Raw genomic sequence first — 18,676 nt, forward strand, 5'->3', positions numbered from 1 at the left:
ATTATTTGTTACCTTTCACTCAATGATTATAGGCAATAAGTAGTTTTTCTCCAATAGTTTTATCATCATTCTTAGCGATTGAGACTTCATACTGATTTTTTAACAACTCAATAAAACCAAGTTTTAAATCAGATCTTACTAAGGCTCTCAATCTTTCAACATCAGGATAATTTCTTTCAACCGATATTTTATCTGCACAAAATACTATCATATCAAGAACACTCATTTCTTTGTCTGCTACCGTATGTTTAAAAACTGCATTTATAATATCTTGATCATCAAAAAGTCAATCCCTTTTTAAATGAAAAGCACCTGCAAATGAGTGTAAAACCGGTTTTGGTTCTAGCATTAGTGATTTATCATAACTTTCAATTATTTGTTTTGTATCTTCAAAACTTCATCTTTTTGCAATATCATGTAAAGTTCCAGCTAACAAAGCCTTATTTAAATTATAATTATTTAACTTTGCCAACAATAGCGCTTCTTGTCCAACATTTAGTGAATGATAATATCTATCTTGATCCATTTTTGATTCTATTCTTTCATAAACATACATAAGAGAATTATTTATATAATCATTTACTTCTTTTATTTGAAGTTTAATATCTATAAGGTTTCTTATTTTTGTTGAACTAAGATGATTATTATCAAACTCAAATGTTTCTAAATTATATTTTTTTACAATATCTTCATTTATTACATCAGTTCTAAGAAAAATTTTAAAATCAATTATTTTTATCAAGTCACTAAAGTGATCTCATTTTTCAAACGTATCCAATTGATCAGATCCCATAATAAAACTAAAATTTATATTAGGGTATTTTTTTAAAAAATGACAGACAGTATCATAAGTGTAGCTTCGTTCAGTTTTTCTAATTTCAAATGTTTCTACTCTAACAAAATCTAATCCTTTAATTGCAATCTCTATCATTTCAAGCCTTTGTGTAACACTAGAAGAAGATATTGTTTTAAAAGGATTTACATATGCAGGTAGAACCCAAACTTCATCAAAACCTAGTTTGTAATGACAAGTTTTAATAATGTTAACATGGTCGGTATGAATAGGATCAAAAGAACCTCCAAATATAGCAACTTTTTTCATTATTTATTATTAACTAAATCCCTTAGATATTTACCAACACCATTATTGTCAATGCTATCTAAAACATGTTTTGCGATTTTTTTAAGCGGTTCTACACCATTTTGAAGAGTACAGCCGTTATTAGATTGTTCTACCATTTCTAAATCATTATTATTATCTCCAATTGTGTGAATTTCTTTAACATCCACTTTAAGAATTTTAGCTATTTTTTTTAATGCATTTGCTTTATTACAAGAATTATCTAATGCATCAATCAATATTCTTTCACTCATATTTGTTATTGGAAAATATAAGTTCAATTTTGTTAATAAAGATTTTGTTTTTTCTACAATTTCTTCACTACCTTTTTCTGGAAAAGAAAACAAAAACTTGACAGGTTTGTGTTTTGCATTTATAGCATATTTTCGTAAATCTTGAAGATTATCAAAGTATTTTATAACAGGTCTAAATTGTTTTTCTAAATGAGCATAAGTATTTTCAAAATATATTGCTCTTTCAGCTCCTTTTAAACTTACAAATTCCGTTGCTGAATAAAAAATAAGTTCAATATTATTTTCAATTGCATAATCTAGTATAGTTTCGCATGTATTTATAGGCAATTGATTTTCATATAAAACCTCTTTTGTTGTTGGGTCAATTATTGTAGCTCCATTGCTTAAAACTACTGGTAATTTTACATTCAATTTATGTATATATAATTTGCTAGTTTCATATAATCTTCCTGTAACAATAAAAAACTTATTATTACTTTTTTCTTGATAAAAATTTATATCTTCAACTGTTTTATCCAACATTGTAAAGTCTGAGTTTTTAACAATTGTTCCATCCAAATCACAGCCTACATAAGGTAATCCCATAATAAATATTCTCCTTTTAGTTAATTCTAGAAATATTTTACACCAATTAATTTAAAACAAATTATAAATAAAATTCAAATAATTTACTCAAATTTTTATATAAAAAATTATTTTTTTTTATAAATTTGTTGACAAACTTTTTTAATTTGTTATATTTATATTGTCCTTTTGGACGCATTTGTGGAAATCAAGTCTTTTATTTACATCACTTTCATTAAAGATTTGATTTATAATATAACATCCTTTCTTTCGACTTGACTTGTATCAAGTGCCACAAATGAAAATTGATATAAGTCTTATTCATTACTCATTCATATCTTTTTAATTATTAGCAAATCAACAATTTATAATATGCGAAAGCATACAAAAATAATAAAAGAAAAAAGCGTTATAAATGCTTTTTTCTTTTTTTTATTTTTTTATAAAACTAATTATTATTTTTTTTAGAGTTTTTTTGAGATACTTTTTCAAGCTTTCTTGCTCTTTTTTCTTGTTTTTTAATATCTAGGTAAGATCTGTATTTATCAACAACTATCATTATTTTTGACCAAATTCATTGGAAAAATAATCCTATTGTTCAAAAAAATGTTATTAACAAAAATAATAAACCTATAGTGTAATAAACTATTGAACAATTTGCTGCTATTCTATTGGTTAAGCTATCATCCCCTAAACCTTTGAGCGCCATAAAAGTTTTGTGAGGCAGTAATCCTCCCCCGTTTAAATAACTTAATGATCCTGGTATTAATGTAAATAAAACGCCAATTATAAGAAAATGAAAATATCTAGCTCATTTAAGATATTTTTCTTTTTCAACATTAATAAATTTATCACTCAGTTTTTCTTCAATTAATCAATTTGCAAATGTAAAGTACAAAACAACTAAAATAGGAATTGAAGGAATAGTTCCTAAAATAACAACAGCAAAAACAAATCCAACTAGAGATTTTGGTTCTTCTTCTGTTCATGATAAGTCAAGCATATTCATTATTCCTTTTCATCAATAATTAAATCCAGTATGTTTATTATAAGGAACAAATAAACAAATAATTAGCATTAGAATTTGAAAAAGTACTAATGAAAAAAAGGCAAAAGATAATCAAAACATTTTATATAGTCTTCTATAAGGCTTGATTCTTATTATAAAATCTGCAAATTTTTTCATATTATTCCCCATCTATTTCTTTTATTTTAAATTATTTTTCAAAAATATAATGAATTTTTATTAGTTTTATTTTAAAAATTGACTAAAATATACATAGTGAGGTCATATTATGGAAGTTATTAAGATTATTCCAAGAGGTTTTTGTTTGGGTGTTGTTAAATCTATAAAAATGGCCAAAGAGGCTTTAAAAAAATATGGAGATAAATCTATATATATGATTGGTTTATTAGTTCATAACAAAATAGTTGTAAAAGAGTTAGAAGAACAAGGAATAAAAGTAATAGATGATTGAAAAAAATCTAGAATGGATATTATTAAGACTATACCTAAAAATAGTGTTGTAATTTTTTCTGCTCATGGAACCGATGAAAAAGTGATTAAAAAAGCAGAAGAACTTGGGTTAATTATCATAGATACAAAATGTGAATGAGTTTTAGAAACAGAAGAGTTAATAAAAAAGCATATCTCAAATGATTACGATGTTATTTTTATAGGTAAACATCATCACCCTGAAACCATTGCTTTAACTAGTATTGATTTTAATAAAGTACATTTGGTTACAAATATAGATGAAGTTAATAAACTTAAAATAGAAAATGAAAAAATATTTGTGACAAACCAAACAACTCTATCTATAATAGATACCGATTTGATATACAAAGAAATAAAAGCAAAATATCCAAAATGTGTATTTAAAAACGATTTATGCGAAGCAACCTTAGTTAGACAAAAAGCTGTTCTGGACCTTGATTCAAATAAAGTTGACTTGTTGTATGTTGTTGGCGATGAAAGAAGTAATAATACTTTGAAATTAGTTGAATTAGGTAATTCTATAGGCATAAAAAGTCTTAGAATTAATGATAAAAGTGAAATTGACTTAAATGATTTAAAAAATACTAAGGTTGTGGCAGTGACTGCTGGGGCTTCTACAGCTAGTGTAGTTCAAAATGATGTAATCAAATTTTTAGAAACAATTTAAATTAAAAAAAGCATTACAAATGCTTTTTTTAAACATATTTAAAGGGATTTTTTATATCAAAAGTATATACATTTATCTCACCATTAAAAGTTTTATTAATTTTGCTTTCTATGTCATCAATAAAATGATTTTCCATATAGTGACCTAAAACTAACATATCTACATTATTTTGATCAGCATATAGTCATTCGCTTCATTTTGCTTCACCTGTTATAAAAACTGTATCTTTTAAATGAAGATATACCATTGTACTTGCTCCACTACCTGGGGTTATATAAATTGTTTTTATTTGATTTTCAAGATTTGAGTTTCTAGTTAGAAGAGTTGTTTCTTTGCCAAATATAAATTTCATTTTTTCAATAACTTCTTTTAAACTGATTTCTCTAAGTAGTTTTATTTTATTTCCTTCTAAAAACTCACCTACTTTTTGATTTTCATTAATATTAAACTGAGTCTCAATCAAATCCATCAAGTTATTATCTGGACTACTTTCATAATTTGTATGTATAGAATAAACTTGAATTTGATTTTCTACTAATTGATCAAAAATTTCTTTTTTTGCAGGATTCTTTAACTCCTCTTCTTTTTCTAAAAAGAAGAAAGGATGTCTTGTGATTATAAAGTTAACTTTTTTGTCAATTGCTTTTTTTAGAGCGTCCTTAGTTAGATCCATACAAACCAAAACATTTTCAACTTCATCTTGACTTGGCAAATTATATACATCTTCAATTTGAAAACCTACTTTATCTCACTCAGCGGCATTAGATTGTGGAAATAAATCTTTTAAATAATTTATAAGATTATTAATTTTAACTTTTGACATTAATTGTTTTCTCCTTCTTTAACATTTTGGCAATAAACTTTCTACGTTTTGTAAATTGCTTGTATTTGACTTCAGATTTAGGAATTTTGCTAATCAAAGTAACTAATTTTTGTTCTTCGTTTAACCATTTTTCAATAAATAAACTATTTTTAGGATTCTTTATTATTATGGGTCCAAAAATTATATCTTTTTTACTCTTCACTTTATGACCGGCAAATTTATTAATTTTAAAAATTTCATAAATTAATCCATTATCTTTAACTAATGTTTCGCTCTCTATAAAATACTTTTTTTTCTTAACCCATAGTCTAATGGATTCAGCATTTGTATTTGATGAAATAACATAACAATCAATATTATCATTATCTTCTTTAAGAATTTGCAATACAGTGTTTGAGCCCATTCCAGCAATTATACATGAACTAATCTTCACATTTTTTTCTTTGACTCAAGATATTCCATCAGCTAAAATGGTCTCAATCTTTTCACTAACTCCAAAGCTATTGATATTATTTTTGGCAACATTTAATGGTTGTTCTGCAATATCGGTTGCAAAAATTTTGTTTGCTTTATTATCTTTTGCAAGATAAATTGCAATATAACCGTGATCTGTTCCAATATCTGCTACTGTTTCTCCGTCAGAAATCATACCCGTTATAGCAAAAAGTCTGGGCGTTAAAAAACTCATAACTACCCTTTAAAGAAGTCTCTTAATACTTTTGCTTTTGGGTTTGAAGCAGATGGTTTAAATTTTCTAATAGTTTTTGCTTCAATTTGACGAATTCTTTCTCTTGTAACTTTTAGTTCTTTACCAACTTCTTCTAAAGTTTTAGGTGAATCATATTTAGATAAATGCAACTGTATCATTTTTGTTTTGTATTTTTTATTTGATTGAACCTTTTCAATAGTTGTATCATAATGAATATCTAACTCATTTATTGTATCTTTTAGCTCTTCATAAGTTTCATCTTCACACTCTTTTGCCAATCTTACCAATGTTCTTAATTTTGTAGGTAAAATACCAAATCTCATTCTTATAACCTTTTCTTCTCTTGGTTGTAAAATTTCTGCAAAAACATCATCTATAACTTCTCTTAAAGCTTCTTTTTCAGCATATTCGTCTGGTGATGCTATGTCTTTATCTTCAACAAAATCACCAAAATGAGTATCATCTTCATCTCCAAATGGTTTTTCTAAACTTACAGGTTCAATTGAAAGTTTTTTAATTTCAACCACTTTTTGTGCAGTTATACCTTTACCAAATTTTTTTGCAATTTCTTTCGAAGTGGGTTCACGACCTAATTCTTGAGTTAATTGTCTTTCTATTCTTGTTAACTTATTAATTGTTTCAACCATATGCACAGGAATACGAATTGTTCTTGCTTGGTCTGCTATTGCTCTTGTTATTGCTTGACGAATTCATCAAGTTGCATATGTAGAAAATTTAAAACCTTTTTTATAATCAAACTTATCTACTGCTTTCATTAAACCAATGTTTCCTTCTTCAATTAAATCTGCAAAATCTAAACCACGATTTAAATGTTTTCTAGCAACAGATATAACCAATTTTAAATTGGAAGTGATTAACTTATCTCTTCCCTCTTTTTTGATTAAGTCATCATCATCTTCAAGCATTTTAGCATATTCAACCTCTTCATCTTTAGTTAAAATTTTTGAAGATCCAATTTGATTAAAATAAGATTTAATAATGTCTTGTATTTTTGTATCATTACTAATTCCACCAACCCTGTATTTAACAGGCCCAGAGCTTTGATTTTTTTCTTTTAGCTTAGCATTTTGTTTTTTACGTTTTGTAAAATCTTTTGCTAACTCATCTGCAGTTTCTTCATCATCTTCGTCATCATCATCTTGGATGCTACTTAAACTTTCCAAATCTTCTTCATCTAATTCTTCATCAGTGAATGTAACATTTCTATTAGCTAACTCTTGAAAAATGTTAGATAGTTCATCTTCTTCAATATCTGGAAACTTTTTATTTATTGCATCCTGGACTTCTTCTTGCGCTATTTCATTATCATTTTTTTCAAGATATTTAAATAGATAATCTTTAAATTCCTCAACTGTTTCAAACTTTTTTAAATTTAATGCCATAATTAACCTCTATTCTTGTTTATTAATTCTAATAACTGTTTTTGAAAACTTTCTTTATTTTCTGCAAGAATTTTTTTCATAGACAAGTCATTTGTGTTTCTCATTTTGTCATCGATATTACACATTTCAGTGTAAATGCTATAAATTTTTATTTGACAAAACATATCATCTATTGATTTTTGACTATAATTTTTAATAACATCTAAAAATAAAATATTTTTTATATCATAGAATGTTTCATAAATTTCTTTACTAACCTTTAACACTTCATCAGCGAATGTTTGAAAATCAATATCTTCATTATTGTTATTGTTCTTGTATTTTTCTATTAAAAGTAAAGCAATCATTTTGACTCTAGGATTGTCAAAGTATTGTATATTTTGATTTATCAACTCAAGATGATCATCATTTTTTAACAAAACTTTTATTAAAGATGCCTCTGCTAGTCTCTTACCAATTTTTGCTTCTTTTCATTTTTTCTTGATATAAATTATCTCTTCATCATTATTTTTGGCTGCTTCCCAATACTCTTTAAAAAGATAACCTTCTGAAACATCTGGAATTTCGGGTTGAAACATCGGTATTTCATTTTCGTAATTTATATTAAAACCATTATTTTCATATTCAATTTGCCTATTAAGATTTTTATCTATTGGATTAGCTAACTTTACTTGTTCGGATAATATATTTTTATCTATTTTTGTGATGACAGCTAACTTCACCAAACTAGCTTCTCTAAGAATTGAATTTGATTCATGATTAATCATATCTACAACATTTTTTATAAATTCTGTGGTTTTAGATGAATCATTTAAACTTAATTCTTTTGAGAAATATTCAATAACAAAATCAATTGGATGTTTTGCATTATCAATCATGTTATTTATTTCATTGATTTTACCACTAACAACCAGTTCATCAGGATCTTTTCCTGTTTCATTTAATATTATTGAAACATTGATTTTTCGATCCATTAAAAACTTTGCAGTTTTTATAGTTGCATTAACTCCAGCTTTATCTCCATCCAAAAATAACTTAAAGTTTTTTGTGTATTTTGATATTAACTTGATATGATAATCAGTAAAACTTGTACCCATTATAGCAATAGAGTTTTTAATACCTATTCTTTCCAAACTTATAACATCCATAAAACCTTCCAAAATTAAAACTTCATTTTTAATTCTTAATTGATTTTTAACATTAAAGAAGTTATAGGCTAGATGAGATTTTTTGAAAACTAAGTTCTCTGAACTGTTTTTGTATTTTGGAGTATCACCTTCATTAAAAGCTCTACCTGAAAATCCAATTACATTCCCATCTTCATCTGTGATGGGAAAAATAATTCTTCCTTCAAAAAAACATTTATAATTTACACCCTTAGAATAGATTAGACCTGAATTTAATATATCTTTTTGCTCAAAATTATTTTTTAAAAGATATTCATACAACTCAGCTTCTTTTGGACAATATCCAATTTGAAATTTTGTTATTTCTTTTTTTGTAATGTTTCTATTGGCTAAATATTCTTTTGCTCTTTTTGCAAAATTTGTTGCTATCATACCATTGAAAAACATAGTCGCCTTTTTATTTATTTCATATAACTTTTCTTGTTCGGTAGTATGCTTTGGTTTAGAACTAAAATCATTTAATCCATCAATTCTAAAATTAGCTTCTTTAGAAACAATGGATAATGCTTCAAAAAAATTAATATTTTTAAATTCTTGTACAAAACTTATTACATTTCCACCTGTTCCACAGACAAAACATTTAAAAATTTTTTTATCTGGTGAAATATTTAGCGAAGGGTCTGAATCATCATGGAATGGGCATACTGCTAAATAGTTTCTACCTTTTTTTTGGATATCAACATATTGTCCAATAATATCAACAATGTTTGCAGTTTGAATCAAATTATCAATTTGCTTTTGATCAATTGCCAAAATGACACCCCCTTTAGAGTTTTATTTTGTATTTTCTTTTAGATATTCTTCTAACTGATTTATAGGTACTCTATTTTGATTCATTGAATCTCTTTCTCTAACAGTAACACAACCGTCATTATCTGTATCAAAATCGATTGTTATACAATATGGAGTACCTATTGCATCCTGTCTTCTATATCTTTTACCAATGTTTCCTTTATCATCAAAAGTTCCAGAAATACCGGTTTTAGATATAAGATTTAAATAAATCTCATTCGCTTTTTCTACTTGTTGTTTTTGTAAAGGAAGAATAGCAAACTTATATGGTGCTAAATTATTAGGTAAACTTAGAACAACTCTCTCACCATTTTCTAATGCTTCTTCTTTATAACTTTGGCAAAGCACAGCCAATAAAAGTCTTTCAACACCAACACTTGGTTCAATTACATTAGCTAAATACCTTTCATTTGTAACTGGGTCTAAATATGTTAAATCTTCTCCACTTACTTTTTGATGTTGTGATAAATCATAATCACCTCTATGTGCAATCCCTCACAACTCACCTATACCAAAAGGATACTTAAATTCTATATCAACTGTTCTAGATGAATAATGTGATAATTCATCTTTATCGTGTTCCCTTAAAAGATAATTTTCTTTTTTTATTTTTATAGTGTTTTCTAAAAAATCTTGAACATTATCCAGTCAGTACTGAAATCAATTTTTTGAGTCATTTGGTGAAAAAAAGAACTCTAACTCCATTTGTTCAAATTCTCTTGTTCTAAAAATGAAATTTCCAGGCGTAATTTCATTTCTAAATGATTTACCAATTTGACCTATACCAAAAGGTAATTGTTTTCTTAAAGCTCTTTGTGTATTTTTGTATTGAACAAAAATTCCCTGAGCTGTTTCAGGTCTTAGATACACTGTAGATGTCATATCTTCAATTACACCTTGATTAGTTTTAAACATTAATGCAAACTTTCTAATTTCTGTAAAATTAGTTTTATCACATTTTGGACATTTAATTTTTTTCTCTTCGATAAAATTTTCTAATTGCTCGTTAGATCAACCACCAACATTCATTTCAGTAAACTTTTCTTCTATTAGTTTATCCGCTCTTCATCTTGAATTACAAGCTTTACAGTCGATTAGTGGATCATTAAAGTTTCCGATGTGCCCACTTGCTTCTCAAACCTTTGAATTCATAATGATTGATGAATCTAGGCCGATATTATAAGGATTTTTTTTGATGAAAAAGTCCCATCAAGCTTGTTTTATGTTATTTTTAAGTTCTGCCCCTAATGGCCCATAATCTCATGAATTTGCTAAGCCTCCATATATTTCTGAGCCTTGAAATACAAATCCCATTGTTTTTAGATGAGATATCAATTTTTCCATTTCTAATTTCATTTTTATTTAACTCTCCTAAAATAAAAACAACTAGTGGTATCAAAATACTACTAGTTGCATTCTATGAGATTTTGTTCTCTTTGAAGGTATTTGTCAACCTACTATAAGTGTTATTTATATTTATTAATATTTTCTTCGCTAAGATATGTTGAAGCATTTTGTTTAAGTATTTTTGAAGCACTAATATATATACCTAATTCATTTTCATAATAATCAAGCAAAAAATTGTGCAATACAACAAGATCGTGTATTTCATACTTTTTTTCAATTAAGTAATGAAATGTGTGTCTATTAAAATTTGTAAAAATATTAACAAATGTTTCAGGTTGTATTTTTTCGCCTGGCCATAAACATTTTTTGCAAATGAGTGTTTTATCACTAAATTCAAATCGTACTATTTCATAGTTACTTTTTTTACATCTAGAGCACTTTTCTAAATTAAATTTATAATTTGTGTTTTGAATAAAGAATAATAAAAAAATAACATAATTCTTAAAAACATCTATTGAATTACTTATATTTTCAAGAACTATTTTAAAAGCTTTGTAAATAATTGGCGACTTTTCTTCTGAAGATAAAAGTTGCTCAAAAATTGATGTTATAACAGAAATATAAATATAATTTGTATAATTTTTGGCAAGACCAAAATACTCTTTTTTCAAATTGCCAGTTTTTAATTTGCTTACTCTATTGGCACCTCTACTTTTAAATATTTCAAATTCACTTAGTGAATAAGTTTGTATAGAATACTTATTTTTGGAACTTTCCTTATTAACACCTGGAGCATAAAAAGATAAAATTCCAAATTCTTTTGAAAAAACTTTTATAACCTTATCATAATCGCGATAATCATAACTATTAATAACTATTCCTTCAATTTTTATAGCAGACATAAATTATCACCTAATATGTATCTTTGTCATAACCAAGTTGTTTTAGTAATGAAGCTGATTGTCTTCATTTTTCTTTTACCTTTACAAATAATTCTAAATAGAACTTTTTACCAAAAATCAATTCTAGTTTTTCTCTAGATTTAATACCTACATTTTTAATTTTAGATCCTTTATTTCCAATAACTATCCCTTTTTGACTATCTCTTTCACAAACAATTGATGCAATAACAGAAGTTATATGAGGTTTATCTTCAAATTTATCAATCAATATTGCAATACTATGAGGAATCTCTTGCTCGGTTTGTAATAAAAGTTCCTCTCGAATAATCTCTCTTATAAGAAATCTATCTGGTTGATCTGTATATTGGTCATCTGGATAAAATTTAAAACCAGTTTCAGGTAAATTTTCTTTGATTTTTTCAAGTAAAATATCAATATTTTTATTATCGGTTGCACTAATAGAAATTACTGCATCAAATTTGAAGTCTTGTTGATTTCATTCATTAATTTTTTGATCTAATTGTTCATTAGTCACAAGATCTGATTTAGTTAAGACCAAATAAACCGGCACATCTCGTTGTTTTAATGATTTTAAAATAAAACTATCATTTTCACCAATGTATTCGTTACTTGGTGCTAAAAATAAAATTACATCAACACCTTTTGTTGATTGCAAAGCTACCCTATTCATATATCTATCTAATTCGTTTTGCGCTGTGTGCACTCCTGGAGTATCTACAAAAACATACTGACAATCTGATTCTGTTAAAATACCATTTATTCTATTTCTTGTTGTTTGAGCTTTGTGAGTTACTATTGCTAACTTTTTACCCAAAATAGTATTCATCAAAGTTGATTTTCCAACATTAGGTCTACCAACAATTCCAATAAATCCCGATTTAATATTATCCATATTTAATTTCTCGCATTCTAAAAATTTTAAATTGAGTTTTCATCAACTTTTTTATCTTCTTTTCTTTTATCTAAAAATTTTTCAAAGTCATCTTTATTATCAAACATGTTTAAAACAACTGCTTTAATTTCTTCTGCATCCTTTATTGTTCAAGTATATCTTATAGCTGATTTAAAACTTAAAATTCAAGGTATTATTAACAACCAATACAAATACATAAATCAATTTCCTGGAATATGAGCACTTCTATTCATTATAACTAAGCCATAAATCAAAATACCCATAAGCACTGTTTGATTTAATCAATAAAAAATCAAACTATATTTATTATAAGGAACAATATATGAACCTAGAAAAACAATATATCCAAACCCTAAAATGATGTACTTCATAATACTATAATTTGTTGATGCAAAAACATCCATCAATTCAAAAGTCGATGATATAAAAATAGCTAACCATCCAGCAAAAATCATTCATTTTCTTGCTTTAACTTCTCCTGGTGTAACTCAAGTTTTAAATACAAAAGCATTTTCTTTATCTTCAGTTTTTCTATATCTATCAATTCTCATTCATTCTCTATTTCACATGTTTAAATCTTTAAAAATAGATATCAATGGAAAATAAGATCATAGTAAAAATACTATTGCTAAAATCCACAATCATTGTGTTTTAAGCATATCTAAAGCTGAATTTAAATCAGTAAATTTATGTAATAAACCAATTCAATCTAAAATAAACAAAAAACTTCCATAAAGTAATGATTCTGATATAAATAAAAAATTATAAATAACTGTAAATATTACTGTTCCTTTACCCATAGTTTGATTTAAAAGAACTATAATTACTGTCGATAATAAAAATATATGGTAGAGCATTAAATACATTGAAATATTTAATATATTAATTTGATCATAATACAAATAAGAATCTTCTGAATCTACAATAGTAGAACTACCTAAGCTTTTTTGCACAAATATTCTAGCATACAAGAAAAATCCAATTCAAATTATTTGAAATGGTAATATATATGTTGCTGCACATAAGCATCTAACTCTAGCTAAAAAATCACCTTCAGAAACCATATTAACATGCTTTGATTTTAAAAATATTTTTGTATAAAAATCACCCAAAAAACCGTGAATTAATCTATCTCCTAGAGGTCCACGTTTAACTTTTTGATTGTCTAATTTTCTAGCCATTGCCATATAAAAACCTCTTTTAAAATGCTATGTTTATTAAAATAAACATAAACCCAACAACAACAGGTGCAATTGAAGCAAAATATATAATCTTATAGTCTTTTCAAACCTTTTCTTTTTTTGCCAAATTGATCTGCCTAACTTCATCGTTTATTGCTCTTTTAACTTTTATTCACTCATAATATTTATTTAATCCAAATATTACAAAATTCATTAAAAACATTACTCAAATTGAAACATGACCTGAAACTTTAGTCAATCCTTTTTGGTTGAATAAAAAGTATAAAATATCTTCTCTTGAACCCCCAACAATTACTAATATTGTTAGTATTCATATTCAAAATACCATTCATGCCCTTTTAGAAATAACGCTATGAATATATATTTTTGCATACAATTCATTGAAATACCAAACCATATCTCTATGATTGTACTCCATAGCCCCTCTAAAAATTGTTCTTGCATAATGAATATCTCTGTATAATCTTTTTTTATCAATACCTGTTACCCTTGGAATTCTTAAATCATATTTCAATTTTTCAAACAACTTTTCTCCATCTATTTTTGTATGGAGTCTTTGATTTAAAACTTTTCTATTCAAAGATAAGAAATATAGAGGTGAAAATATTATCATTAAAAAACCAGCTGCAGATAGTATATCTGTAACTAATGTGTCTAATTGAAAAATATTATTCATAATTTTACCTCCAATATTTCAATTATATATAAAAAAAATTAATAAACAAAATAACCTTTATTTATTAATTTAAAATTTAAAAAGATGTAGATTCAAAAAAATATTCAGCGTTTGATATCAAAGTTTTCAAATAAGATTTAAAATTACTATTATTAGCTCATTGTTTAACAGGCATTATTTTGGCTTCAGAAACAACTGTATTAAGCAATTTAGAAATAGCCTGTATTTCTTCATCTTTTTCAGTAAGGTGAAGTGGTGGTATGTCTTTTAGAATTAAAATTCCATTTATTATCAAAATAGTATAAATACTTTCTATACTACCTAAAAAACCATTAGCAAGAATTCTTACATTCCAAATTGCTAGATCCTCAATAATTGTTTCAAAAACTGCATTATGATTTCAAATTCTAATTATCATTGCTTTTGTTATGTAAATAAAATCTCTATCAATAGCTGTTGATTCATACAATTTTTTCTTATCATCTAAATTTGTGCTCAAAATATCATATATTTTTAAAAAATCATCAAGTAATAGGTCATATATTTCATCATTATTTGACTTTGGATAATTTGCATAATAAGAAATTCTTTCTTTTAAAAACATTCATGCTTTTGCCACATCAACTATTTCTTTCTCATAGTAATTAAAAACATCTTCATTATTAAACTCATCTTCTGATAAACTATCAAATAATTCTTGGTAAGAAGTTTTTATACCTATTTTTGACCCATACTCTTGAATCATTTTGGCGCCTATATTATTTCAAACTTCATCTTTTCTATACAAATCACTCTTAAACATAATCTTACCTCTTTTTTCCTTATTTATCTTTTAAATTATCGTTATTAAAAGCATATGGCAATAATTCGCTTACACTATATGATCCCAAAAAACCATTTTTATTAAAAAAACTTATAGTTTGACTTTTTTTTAGTAACTCATATAGAGTTTGTCTGCAAGTTCCACAAGGAGATCCAAACTTACTAGAATCTGTGTATAATGTTACAAAATCAACATCTTCTTTACCAAACCCTTTAGTTATCATTTGTGATAGTGCAGTTCTTTCAGCACAGATTGTGGGATTATAGGCAGCATTTTCAACATTAACACCTTTTATTTTTTTTCCATTTTTAAGATAAATTATGCAAGCTACTTTGAAATTAGAATATGGTGAGTAGGAGTTTTCTTTCAAAACTAAAAGTTCTTTTAAAATATCTTCATTTTTCATATTTTTACCTTTAATTAAATAATTCCTTAACCTTTTCGATAAATGGTTGTAAATAAATTAAAAAACCAATTCCGACAGAAAACACTGCATTTATTATACTTGCAGCAGCACATATGTCTTTGATTTTTTTAGCCTGAATATTATATTCAAAACTTAATAAATCAACAAAATTTTCAATTGAAGTATTTACAAATTCAAAACCTAAAAGTACTCCAATAGTTAAAATAACCACTGCTCATTGAACTTCTGTCAATCTAAGTCAAATACCAAAACCAATACAAAAAATAATTACAAATATATAAACTATCAAGGTCGATTCTTCTTTAAATGCTGTAAAAATACCTCTTGCAGCATTACCAAACTTGTTTTTTACTCTTGTACCAACTTTAGTTTTTTTCTTAATTTTACTTGCCATATTCTTACTCCTATTGTAATTATACTATTTTATATGATACATTTATGTCTTTTAGTATTTTATCAGTTAATTTAAACATTTCTTTTTCATCTTCTTCGTTAGTTTCATGGTCATAGCCTAAAATATGTAAAATTCCATGTACAAATAGTCATGCCATTTCATCTTCAATTTTGTGATCGTAGTTTTTAGCCTTATTAAGAGCCTCTTCATATGTTATGAAAATATCTCCAATCTCTCTAAATTCCAATTGTTGATATATCCCTAATGGGTCATCAATCGGGAATGAGATTACATCTCCAACATATTCTTTATTTCGGTACTTTTTATTTAATTCAAGTGATTTTTCTGGAAGTATAAAAAAAACTGATAACAATAAGTTTTGTTCAATATTCAAATGTTTTTTTGTAGATGCTAAAAGTTTTGCGTAAATCATTTCATAATTTTTAAGTAATTTATTATTGTCTTCATAAATAAAGCTAATTTCGTCCATAAATAAACCTCATTTATATTATAGTATTAATAAAGAGAAGATATTAAATAATTTAACAAATTTATCTTATTTCCGTATAAAATAACTCTATTTTTGTTAGGATCTAAATTAATCAAATCAACATTTTTCAATGCTATGATTCCTTTATCGAAATATAAGTATTTGTTCGATAAAAGTTCATAACCATTTATATAATCAATTTTAAAATATTCTACTTCTGCTAAATTAATTTTTTTATCACAAAATAAATATCCATTTATTTTTATTTCTCCTTCTTCATCTACTTTTTGTTGAATTATTAATTGAGCTGAATAAATAGTTCTTTTGTTTGCAATTAACATAAAAACAAAGGTAAAAATAATTAAAAATATTCCTAGAAAAAAACTTCTTGTTGTTGATTTTTTCATCTATATCTCCATTCTATTTGAAAATAACTTTTGATATTCATTATCGTGATCGGTCATAATTATCAAACTATCTTTTTTTAAGCTTAAAAATGCTCGCATTAAGTAGTATGCAGTTTTTTTATCAACATTACTTAATGGTTCATCAACTAAATAAACATCTTTACTTGTAAAAAATAAACTTATAAAGCTTATTATTTGTCTCTGACCTTTACTTAAATTAGCCCCATTGTCAATTATTTTTTTATTTATATCAATATTATTGTTTTCCATTAGTTCAAATAATTTGTACTCTTTAAATATATTTAAGTCTATTTTATTTTTAAATTGTTGAATATTAGTTCACACAGATGCGTTAAATAAATAGTCATATTGTCCTAAATATGTTACTCTATTCTTTAAACACTGTTTATTTATATTTTTAAAGTCAACTTGATTTATAAGGAAATTTCCTTCATAGTTTTCAATGTTTCCAGATAATAGTTTTAGTAAACTTGTTTTACCAGACCCACTTTTACCAAAAATGAAAGTATTTGCGCTAAATGTGTGAGTTACATTATCAATAAGTTTATTCTCATTTTGAAATTTATATATATTTTGTAGCTCAATTTTTTCTATTTTATCTATTTCTAACAAACTTTTATTTTCTTCAACTTCATTTTTTTCAAATAAAAATTTTAGTTCTTTGATACAAATTTTATTTTCTTCTTTACTAATAATTAAGTTAAATATTGAATTGGTGAATATATAAATATAATTAGAGATTGATACATAAAATAGTAATTGAGAAAAGTTTGTTAAATTATTAGCAATTAGGTCTGCACTAACATAAAAGATTAATAAATAAAAAAACCTTGCTATTGTTTTTGTAGCTAACTCATTAAAATTTTTAATATAATTTAAATCTTTTTCATTTTTAATATTTTTTTTATACTTTTTTAAAAATTGTAACTCGAAATGATTGTTTAAGTTTTTTGCTTTTATCTCAAAATTTCCATCTATTATTTCTCTAAATGTAGTTAAAAACTTAATTTCATCTGTACTATGTTTGATATTTTTATCTTTAACTCAATTATAAAAAAGATAAGAAATAAAAACAGATATTAAGTTTTCGATTAAAATAAATATTAATATAGATTTAGAAATACTTGCCACTATTATAAGAGACATTAAAAATAAAATAAATTGTGTTGGTATAAATAAAAAGTAATTAACTAGTCTATCAGAAATCAAATTTATATATTGCAATTTTTTTATTCATTCTTCTTTTCCTAATGAATCATATTTTTCTATATTCATTAAAATTATTTTATTTATATATATCTTTATTATTTTTTTGTTAATAAGTTTTTTTATATTAAACAAAATTATATTATTAAATAAACCTACTACATTTTGTATCATAAACAATAACAAAAAAGATAAAAATAATATATTTAAATTATATTTATCATCTATCATAACATTATTCGAATAAACTTTTAAAAAGCTGTTAGAAATAATTATCAATGAATTTAAAAGGATAGATAGCACAAAAAACAAAACAATATAATTTATATAGTCACTAAATAATTTTATCCAATTAAAAAAAGACTTATTTTTAAAAATAATGGTTTCTGTTTTTCGAGCTATTCCAAAATAGCCTGTGTATTTTTTTGCAATATCAGAAAAAGAAACTCAAGTTAAGTCATTATTATTTGGATCAGCAACTAAAAATAAGTTTTTTTTGCGTTTATAAATAATTATAAAGTGTTCTCCAGATGATTCTTCATTGATGTTAAGAACTACAGGATCCGAAACATTAAGTTCAATAAATTCATTAAAATTGGCATGATAAGTTTTAAACTCTATTTTATATTTATTCAAAAGCTCTTCAATGTTATAAAAACTAAGCTCGCTATCTGAGATTTGATTTTCGTATTTAATTTCTTCAATAGTAAAGTGTTTTTTTTGTAAACTATTTATAAGCATAGTCGAAACTGCAACTCCGCAATCATAAATACTTTTTTGCCTTGTAAAGTTATACTCCATATTATCTCCTCAAATAATTAGTCGTAAAA

The 18,676-nt window shown here is 25.2% G+C and carries 19 protein-coding genes; 1 reads left to right on the top strand and 18 read right to left on the bottom strand.

Going from position 1 to position 18,676, the window contains the following annotated elements; all coding sequences use genetic code 4:
* Nucleotide 1 precedes the first annotated feature (1 nt).
* The 3 genes from SHELI_RS03355 to SHELI_RS03365 form a co-directional block, all read right to left on the bottom strand.
* The gene (locus SHELI_RS03355; RefSeq protein WP_069116683.1) at nucleotides 2-1,105 is read right to left on the bottom strand and encodes a nicotinate-nucleotide adenylyltransferase; all 1,104 of its coding nucleotides are present in this window, start codon (nucleotides 1,103-1,105) and stop codon (nucleotides 2-4) included.
* Complete coding sequence (locus SHELI_RS03360) at nucleotides 1,102-1,959, bottom strand: HAD family hydrolase (protein WP_069116685.1); 858 nt, start codon at nucleotides 1,957-1,959, stop codon at nucleotides 1,102-1,104. The genes SHELI_RS03355 and SHELI_RS03360 overlap by 4 nt, the downstream gene beginning before the upstream one ends.
* A gap of 427 nt (nucleotides 1,960-2,386) precedes the next feature.
* Nucleotides 2,387-3,124 (bottom strand): hypothetical protein, encoded by a 738-nt coding sequence (locus SHELI_RS03365; protein ID WP_069116687.1) that lies wholly within the window; start codon nucleotides 3,122-3,124, stop codon nucleotides 2,387-2,389.
* Nucleotides 3,125-3,233: 109 nt separating this feature from the next.
* On the opposite strand from SHELI_RS03365, the gene ispH reads away from it, so the two are divergent.
* Entirely contained in the window at nucleotides 3,234-4,103 is an 870-nt protein-coding gene (ispH, locus tag SHELI_RS03370; protein ID WP_069116691.1) for a 4-hydroxy-3-methylbut-2-enyl diphosphate reductase, read from the top strand.
* Between the two features lie 28 nt (nucleotides 4,104-4,131).
* Here ispH and SHELI_RS03375 read toward each other — a convergent pair whose 3' ends face one another.
* From SHELI_RS03375 to SHELI_RS03445, 15 genes are all read right to left on the bottom strand, one after another.
* Nucleotides 4,132-4,926, bottom strand: coding sequence for a Nif3-like dinuclear metal center hexameric protein (locus SHELI_RS03375; protein WP_069116693.1), 795 nt, complete (start codon nucleotides 4,924-4,926; stop codon nucleotides 4,132-4,134).
* Entirely contained in the window at nucleotides 4,913-5,614 is a 702-nt protein-coding gene (locus SHELI_RS03380) for a tRNA (adenine(22)-N(1))-methyltransferase (RefSeq protein ID WP_069116695.1), read from the bottom strand. The genes SHELI_RS03375 and SHELI_RS03380 overlap by 14 nt, the downstream gene beginning before the upstream one ends.
* Nucleotides 5,615-5,616: 2 nt before the next feature.
* On the bottom strand, nucleotides 5,617-7,038 hold the full coding sequence (locus SHELI_RS03385; RefSeq protein ID WP_069116696.1) for a sigma-70 family RNA polymerase sigma factor: 1,422 nt from the start codon (nucleotides 7,036-7,038) through the stop codon (nucleotides 5,617-5,619).
* Between the two features lie 2 nt (nucleotides 7,039-7,040).
* The gene (gene dnaG, locus SHELI_RS03390; protein WP_069116697.1) at nucleotides 7,041-8,978 is read right to left on the bottom strand and encodes a DNA primase; all 1,938 of its coding nucleotides are present in this window, start codon (nucleotides 8,976-8,978) and stop codon (nucleotides 7,041-7,043) included.
* A gap of 21 nt (nucleotides 8,979-8,999) precedes the next feature.
* The gene (locus SHELI_RS03395; protein WP_069116698.1) at nucleotides 9,000-10,373 is read right to left on the bottom strand and encodes a glycine--tRNA ligase; all 1,374 of its coding nucleotides are present in this window, start codon (nucleotides 10,371-10,373) and stop codon (nucleotides 9,000-9,002) included.
* Between the two features lie 110 nt (nucleotides 10,374-10,483).
* A complete protein-coding gene (recO, locus tag SHELI_RS03400) occupies nucleotides 10,484-11,266 on the bottom strand; it encodes a DNA repair protein RecO (RefSeq protein WP_069116700.1) in 783 nt (260 codons plus the stop codon).
* Between the two features lie 10 nt (nucleotides 11,267-11,276).
* Complete coding sequence (era, locus tag SHELI_RS03405; protein WP_069116702.1) at nucleotides 11,277-12,179, bottom strand: GTPase Era; 903 nt, start codon at nucleotides 12,177-12,179, stop codon at nucleotides 11,277-11,279.
* Between the two features lie 26 nt (nucleotides 12,180-12,205).
* Nucleotides 12,206-13,387 carry a hypothetical protein gene (locus SHELI_RS03410; RefSeq protein WP_069116704.1) on the bottom strand — a complete coding sequence of 394 codons (1,182 nt, stop codon included), beginning with the start codon at nucleotides 13,385-13,387 and terminating at the stop codon, nucleotides 12,206-12,208.
* A gap of 13 nt (nucleotides 13,388-13,400) precedes the next feature.
* Nucleotides 13,401-14,078, bottom strand: a complete 678-nt coding sequence (locus SHELI_RS03415; protein WP_069116706.1) for a hypothetical protein — start codon at nucleotides 14,076-14,078, stop codon at nucleotides 13,401-13,403.
* 76 nt (nucleotides 14,079-14,154) lie between these two features.
* The gene (locus SHELI_RS03420; RefSeq protein ID WP_069116708.1) at nucleotides 14,155-14,880 is read right to left on the bottom strand and encodes a hypothetical protein; all 726 of its coding nucleotides are present in this window, start codon (nucleotides 14,878-14,880) and stop codon (nucleotides 14,155-14,157) included.
* 19 nt (nucleotides 14,881-14,899) lie between these two features.
* Complete coding sequence (gene cdd / locus SHELI_RS03425) at nucleotides 14,900-15,307, bottom strand: cytidine deaminase (RefSeq protein WP_069116710.1); 408 nt, start codon at nucleotides 15,305-15,307, stop codon at nucleotides 14,900-14,902.
* 10 nt (nucleotides 15,308-15,317) lie between these two features.
* Complete coding sequence (locus SHELI_RS03430; protein WP_069116712.1) at nucleotides 15,318-15,722, bottom strand: diacylglycerol kinase family protein; 405 nt, start codon at nucleotides 15,720-15,722, stop codon at nucleotides 15,318-15,320.
* A 19-nt stretch (nucleotides 15,723-15,741) separates the two neighbouring features.
* Complete coding sequence (ybeY, locus tag SHELI_RS03435; protein WP_069116713.1) at nucleotides 15,742-16,212, bottom strand: rRNA maturation RNase YbeY; 471 nt, start codon at nucleotides 16,210-16,212, stop codon at nucleotides 15,742-15,744.
* A gap of 26 nt (nucleotides 16,213-16,238) precedes the next feature.
* On the bottom strand, nucleotides 16,239-16,619 hold the full coding sequence (locus SHELI_RS03440; RefSeq protein WP_069116714.1) for a hypothetical protein: 381 nt from the start codon (nucleotides 16,617-16,619) through the stop codon (nucleotides 16,239-16,241).
* A complete protein-coding gene (locus SHELI_RS03445; protein WP_069116715.1) occupies nucleotides 16,620-18,647 on the bottom strand; it encodes an ATP-binding cassette domain-containing protein in 2,028 nt (675 codons plus the stop codon).
* Nucleotides 18,648-18,676: the final 29 nt, after the last annotated feature.

The organism is Spiroplasma helicoides (genome assembly GCF_001715535.1).
Lineage (GTDB): Bacteria > Bacillota_I > Bacilli_A > Mycoplasmatales > Mycoplasmataceae > Spiroplasma_A > Spiroplasma_A helicoides.